4 protein-coding genes and 1 tRNA gene are annotated in these 6,757 nt (G+C 34.1%); 2 read left to right on the plus strand and 3 right to left on the minus strand.

Annotated features, from left to right (window positions below):
* Positions 1–37: 37 nt before the first annotated feature.
* Entirely contained in the window at positions 38–778 is a 741-nt protein-coding gene (locus ACT3CE_RS08100) for an SPFH domain-containing protein (RefSeq protein ID WP_444709265.1), read from the minus strand.
* Positions 779–1,054: 276 nt separating this feature from the next.
* Between ACT3CE_RS08100 and ACT3CE_RS08105 the strand changes: the two genes are divergently transcribed.
* Complete coding sequence (locus ACT3CE_RS08105; RefSeq protein WP_444709266.1) at positions 1,055–2,551, plus strand: IMP dehydrogenase; 1,497 nt, start codon at positions 1,055–1,057, stop codon at positions 2,549–2,551.
* 303 nt (positions 2,552–2,854) lie between these two features.
* On the opposite strand, the gene ACT3CE_RS08110 is transcribed toward ACT3CE_RS08105, so the two are convergent.
* Both ACT3CE_RS08110 and ACT3CE_RS08115 read right to left on the minus strand, forming a co-directional pair.
* Positions 2,855–5,410 carry a M1 family metallopeptidase gene (locus ACT3CE_RS08110; protein ID WP_444709267.1) on the minus strand — a complete coding sequence of 852 codons (2,556 nt, stop codon included), beginning with the start codon at positions 5,408–5,410 and terminating at the stop codon, positions 2,855–2,857.
* A 151-nt stretch (positions 5,411–5,561) separates the two neighbouring features.
* Positions 5,562–6,371, minus strand: coding sequence for a DUF1338 domain-containing protein (locus tag ACT3CE_RS08115; RefSeq protein ID WP_444709268.1), 810 nt, complete (start codon positions 6,369–6,371; stop codon positions 5,562–5,564).
* A 307-nt stretch (positions 6,372–6,678) separates the two neighbouring features.
* Between ACT3CE_RS08115 and ACT3CE_RS08120 the strand changes: the two genes are divergently transcribed.
* Positions 6,679–6,752 (plus strand) — tRNA-Asp (locus ACT3CE_RS08120).
* Positions 6,753–6,757 lie beyond the last annotated feature (5 nt).

A 6,757-nucleotide genomic window follows, 5' to 3' on the forward strand; every position in this document is an offset into this window, starting at 1 on the left:
AATTAGAATTATTGGGGGATTTTTTATGCTTGTTTATTTATTCTTTTTTAGTATTTCTTGGCAATACTTCTTCAGGGAAAGGGAATAATATGGTCGAATTCTTTTCTGAAGCAATATTGGCCAGTGTTTGGTACAATCTCAATTTAATTGCCGATGGTGATTTGTCGATTAGTTTACCAGCCGATAATAGATTTTCTGCAGCTTCCTCTTCGGCCAAGGCTAGAATTACACGAGCTCTTCTTGAACGCTCAGCTTCTGCCTGATTAGCCATCATTCTGCGCATGTTTTCTGGCAGCTGAATGTCTTTAATTTTTACATCGATTATTACAATTCCCCATTCCATGGTTTCCTTTTCAACAATGGTTTTTATATTTTTTCCCATTTCTTCGCGTTTCGATAAAATGGTATCCAGTTCTACTTTACCACATACATCGCGCAAGGCAGCTTGTGCCAATTGCATAATGGCAAACTTATATTCTTCTACTTCAAGAACAGCTTTTTCCGGATCATCAATCTTAAAAAATACAACTCCATCAATACTACAGGGAACATTATCTTCTGTCATTACTTCCTGTGAATCGATATTAATTGTAATGACTCGAATATCTACAATATTAACGGTTTCTACAATGGGAATAATCCAACGAAAACCAGGTTTTAGAACTTTTATATACTTTCCGAATCGGAATTTTAATGCTCTTTTGTATTCAAAAATAACTCGTATGCCTGCCAGAAAAAATACAGTAAGTCCAGTTAAAACAATTAGTGCAAGATTCATAATTTATTTTTTAGAGGATGAAATCGGGAATGTAGAAATATGAAAAAGAGTACTCTAAAGAATAAAGTGAATTTATTCTTTGCAGGATAACTTATTATTCAATTTACAAAATTCTAAGACCAGAGTCAAAAAGAAGTGTAGTAATAAGGATTAAATACCTAAATAAATTTAAATTTGATATATAAAAGAGAAAATAAATAAGTGTCAAATCAAATATTAATATTATTTTTGTGAAATTTTTTATATAAACAAGCATTGAATAATTACTGAACAACCATGGCTAAAATTATTAATGAGGTTTCTAGAACATTTAACGAGTATTTAATTATTCCAGGATTAACTACTGTAGATTGTACTCCAGATAAGGTAGATTTAACAACTCCTTTGGTTCGATATCAAAAAGGGCAAAGCTCAAAAATTAACTTAAAAACTCCTTTTGTATCAGCTATTATGCAATCAGTATCCGACGATGGAATGGCTATTGCTTTGGCTAAAGAAGGGGGTGTATCGTTTATTTTTGGATCTCAATCTATTGAGCAGCAGGCTGGAATGGTTAAGAGAGTGAAAAAGCACAAAGCAGGATTTGTACAAAGTCGTGCTAATATTACTCCTGAAGAAACTTTACGTGATATTTTAAACTTGAAAGAAAAAACAGGATTTTCGACCATTGGGGTAACAGCCGATGGAAGTCCTAATGGTAAATTTCTTGGAATTATTACCGGTCGCGATTATCGAATTAACAAAGATAGTCTGGATAAAAAAGTGAAAGATATAATGAGACCTTTGCCAGAGTTGGCGGTAGGTGAACTTGGAATATCTTTAACCGATGCCAATGATATTATTTGGGATCATAAGTTAAATACACTTCCTATTATTGATAAAGATCAAAATCTAAAATATTTTGTATTCCGTAAAGATTACGATAACCATAAAGTGAATCATAATGAATTGCTTGACGATCAGAAAAGGCTAATTGTAGGTGCTGGAATTAATACTCGTGATTACGAGGAACGTGTTCCTGCTTTGGTTGATGCTGGTGTTGATGTATTGTGCCTGGATTCTTCGGATGGTTTTTCGGAATGGCAGAAAAATTCGATTCAGTGGATTAAAGAAAGATACAATGATAAAGTGGCAGTTGGTGCAGGTAATGTTGTTGATAGAGATGGTTTTTTATATTTAGCTGAAGCTGGCGCTGATTTTATTAAAGTTGGTGTAGGTGGCGGATCAATCTGTATTACAAGAGAGCAAAAAGGAATTGGTAGAGGACAGGCAACAGCAATTATTGAGGTGGCACAAGCTCGTGATGAGTATTATGAAAAAACAGGACAGTACATTCCAATTTGTTCAGACGGTGGTATTGTTCAGGATTATCACATGACTCTAGCTTTATCAATGGGTGCGGATTTCCTAATGATGGGAAGATATTTTGCTCGTTTTGACGAGAGTCCTACAAGAAAATTATTGATAGGTAGTAATTACGTAAAAGAATATTGGGGCGAAGGTTCGAACAGAGCTAGAAACTGGCAACGATATGATATGGGTGGTAACAGCAGCCTGAAATTCGAAGAAGGTGTGGATAGTTACGTGCCATACGCAGGTAAGTTGAAAGACAACTTGGATATAACTACGGGTAAAATTAAATCGACCATGTGTAGTTGTGGTGTAACAACAATTGCAGAGTTACAGGCTGAAGCAAAAATTACTTTGGTTTCATCTACAAGTATTATCGAAGGTGGTGCCCATGATGTTATCATAAAAGATACTAAAAACTAATAAACGTAAACAAACGTGTTTCGGATTAAGATAAAAAAAGATCAAGCATTTGCTTGATCTTTTTTTATGAGCTAAAATTTGTGGCTTTTACTATTCCGGTATGCTATCTTGGTATTTCTGTTCAAATATTTCTATAGATATTTTGGTACTCTGCACTAGTTTTCAATTGTAACTTTTCGGATAGGAAGTAATTGCTGTCGCGTCGAATAATATTTACTTAACAATTAGTTAGTTATTCAAAGAAAAAGGCTCTTCCATCATTTGAAAAGAGCCTTTATATTATCGATATCTTATAATTACATTTTATTTCTTCAGTACTAAATCTGCTGCTTGCAAAATTTTTAATTTTAAATTCTCAGGATAGTTCGGATGTTCTTCTAAAAATTTACGAGTGATATCTCCAGCTTCTTTCGATTGAAGTCCTCCATAGGCTGCACTCAGCCAGTTGTATGGAAAAAAGATATCACCAGTTACCTGAATTTCTTTTAAAAGTTCCAATTCCTCAGGCAGATAATTAAGAGCATCGTTTTCTCTTAAGGGATGATTTAAATATCGCAAAGCATCCAAAACCCAACGTTCAATTTCTCTATTTTCAGCTTTGTGCAGACTAGCAAAAAATTCTTTGCGAACTTGCTTCTCGGCAGAAAGGGCAGGAGCTATAAATTGCATTTTTTTCTTGCTATCCGCATTTTTAATTCGCTCGATTTGTATTGTAACAATCTCATCAGCCTTTTCGGGTATTTTAATGGCCAAATTACAAGCCAGAGCTGTTGCTTTGTTTTCCGATAAGGAAAAGCCTCCAATGGCTATCTCGTCTTTCCAAACCGCATATAGCTGATCTAATCGGCTTTTGCTTTCCGCAATATTGCTTAAGGCAGAATACAAACTTGATTTGTTGCTCATATTTTTTTCTTGGGCCAATCGAATCCAAAGACTTTCTTCCAAATGCTTTCCGAATTGCTTTCTTTCATTAGTGCTAATATTTAACCAATACACAGACTTTAGGTAAGATAGAATGCGAGATAATATTAAAGTGTTTTTCTCTATTGAAACTTGTTTTTCGGCAGCTAATAAAAAGTCTTTTCCCTTAATTTCACCCTCTCTCAAATTTTCGTATAGGTTAATCCATGCAATACCTCTTTGTAAATCATCTTTTACTTTATGGATATCTTTTAACAGAAATTGCTTTGTCCGAGTATCCATTTTAAAGAATCCATAGGCATTTCCTGCTCCATTAGGGATAATGTATTCAGGAAGATCCATTCCTTTGGCAGCAGTAACATTTACTTCCGGCTTATCAAGTGCAACCGAAAGGCCAATTGTTTTGTCGGCATAGCCAAGAATTAGCTTTAAATTTTGATTCCATTTTCCTGGATTTCCATTAGCATCACTCTGAGTAAGTGTTAATTCGGATATTTTACCATTTTCCTCAGTCAAATCAGATGTGATGTGAGCTCTTCCGGCTTTATCTACCCAAACTTTACTCCATTGCGATAAATTGCTGTCTGTACTTTTGTCAAGAATGCCAATTAAATCTTCCCAGCTGGCATTGCCATAAGCATAAGTTTTTAAATAGTTCTGCAAGCCCTTTTGTAAAGCTTGTTCACCAGTTATCTTTTCCAGCATATCCATTACAATTGGCGATTTATGGTAAATAATTGATCCATAAACACTACCAGCATCTTTTAGGTTTGGAAGAATTTGATTAATTGGGTTTGCACCAGTGGTTCTGTCAATAGAATAGGAACTTGGGAAATGGGCCATTTCAAATTTCAGTTTATGATTTATATCCGGGAAAGAAGGATTTGTAATTTTATCAGCTAAAAAGTTAGCAAATACCTCTTTTAACCATACCTGATCGAACCATTTCATGGTAACAAGATCACCAAACCACATGTGCGAAGTTTCGTGAGCAATAAGGTTAGCACGGCTCAATAGGCTATTCTGAGTTGCATTTTTATCTAAAAACATTTTAGAAGCATTGTATAATGTAGCTCCAGTATGCTCCATTCCTCCATATTGGAAGGATGGAATTACCACAATATCATACTTAGCAAAAGGATAGGGGATATCTGTGTAATCTTCCAGCCAATCCAGCGATTCAAAAAGCAAACGAAATATTTCATCGGTATTGTTAGCTAATTTATTAGCATCTGTTTCACGGTGGTACATAGTATGTTTGTGACCATTTCGTTCTCTAGTAATAGTTTCAAATTTTCCGGCTACGAATGAGAATAGATATGTAGGTAATGCTTCGGTTTTTAGAAATTTGTAAAGTGTTTTTTCGTTGTTTTCCTGTACCGATTCAATTTTTCCATTTGCTATTGCTTTCCAATTTTTAGGTACCGATAAACTCAATATAAATTTTGCCTTTAAATCAGGTTGATCGAAGCAGGGAAAAGCTGTTCTGGCTCTGTCGGGTACAAATAATGTATATAAAAATTCATCGTTTCGGTTCAATGAAGTATTTCCTGCAGTAAATTTTATTACTATTTTGTTTTCTCCTTTTATTAATTCCCTTTTCGGGATAATCAGGTGTTCCGATTCATGGTGGTAAGCAGAATTTTCTCCATTGCAAATTATCTTATTAATTAAGCTCACATCTTCTCTAAAATCAATTTGTAAATCCTGATTAGTTGATAATAGCTTAAAGGCAATTGTGTTGGTACCGGTGATATTTTGTTCTCTTGTTTCAGGAATAGTAAAACTTAAATTATATTCAAGATTACTTATATTTTCTTTTCGGTATTCGGCCAGTGTTTTGGCTACTCCAGATTCTACAGGCAGAGCTTTGTTTTGTGTATTGCATGCGGTAATAAGAATGCATATAAAAACAAATAGAATGTGTTGTGTTTTCATTATTTAGGATGTTAGTTGTTTTAGACAAATATAAGATCCTGAGACTCATTTCTAACAAATAAATACTATTATTTACACAAAAAAAGCTGGGCAAATGTACTTGCCCAACTTAATTGATATTGTAAAGATATTCTCAACCGATATTGGATTGTCAATCTAGCTTCGCTTCTCTAAAATTTGTGCTATCAAATATCTTATTGGCATTGGCAGCTATAAATCCTGAAAATAGCTTTCCTGATTCATCTTTGTGACGCATGGCAAATTCGTAAAAACATGCCGGAATATCGTAAACACCTTCCTTAAATTCCATTTTTATAATCTCGGAAAGAGTAGAAGATTGTTGCAATAATTTTTCTGGACTTCCTTTTATTTCTCCTCCCGAACTATTTAATTCATAGCCTTTGTCTTTTAAAAATTGATTTACTTTTTCTATGGTATCGTATTTTTTTAGTTCATTAATGCTAACTGTAAAATGATTCACTCTAAATCCATGCACATACAACCATGCGGCATATTCCGATTCGTTGCGTAATGCCTGATAGGTTTCGTATGAGGGGGTGCCCCAAACACTGCCCTTGTATATTAAATCGGGATCGGAATAATAAGCGTTGCCCACCGAATTAAGTAATTGTTTGATTCTTTTCTGAAAGTTTTCTGAAAATTCAGATATAATTAGTTCCGAAATAAAAACTTTAGGAGCCTTTTCGGTAGGGTGTTCCATATGGACAGCGTTTAAATGCTTGTCTTCAAATTTATATTTGCCTGCAAACTCATATCCAGCTTTAATAAATTTTTTTGCCAGAATTTCAATATTCATTCTAGGGTCATCGAAAGTTCTAAAAGCAACATGATCGTTAACTACTTTTTCGTTTTCCTGAGTAAAAAGATCATGTATTGCCTGTGCCGAAGGATTTTGTTTTGTATAATCCTTCCATAGTGTTTTAAATAATTGTTGTTGCATAAGTGAGTTTTTTATATTCTGTATTAAAAGATACAAAATATTATTGATGGAAGTCTGACTTTTTACGAGATGCTTCTCTAAATAAGCTAGATATGTTTGTGTTGCTGATTTTTGGGTATTAAGTTTAGGAAATGGTTCATATGATTTCTTAAAAGGAGTACAAAAAAAATACAATTTTAATTTTATTTGTAACATGCTAAAAACCGCACTATTACTGGATTTTTATGGGTTTTTACTTAAAAAAAATTACAAGAAGTATTGTATGTAAAGAAACTTGCATTATCTTTGCATCGCTATCAAAAAAAAAGGTCCGGTAGTTCAGTTGGTTAGAATACATGCCTGTCACGCATGGGGTCGCGAGTTCGAGTCTCGTCCGGACCGCTAAC

The sequence above is a fragment of the Marinifilum sp. RC60d5 genome (assembly GCF_052400665.1).
GTDB lineage: Bacteria > Bacteroidota > Bacteroidia > Bacteroidales > Marinifilaceae > JBQTGK01.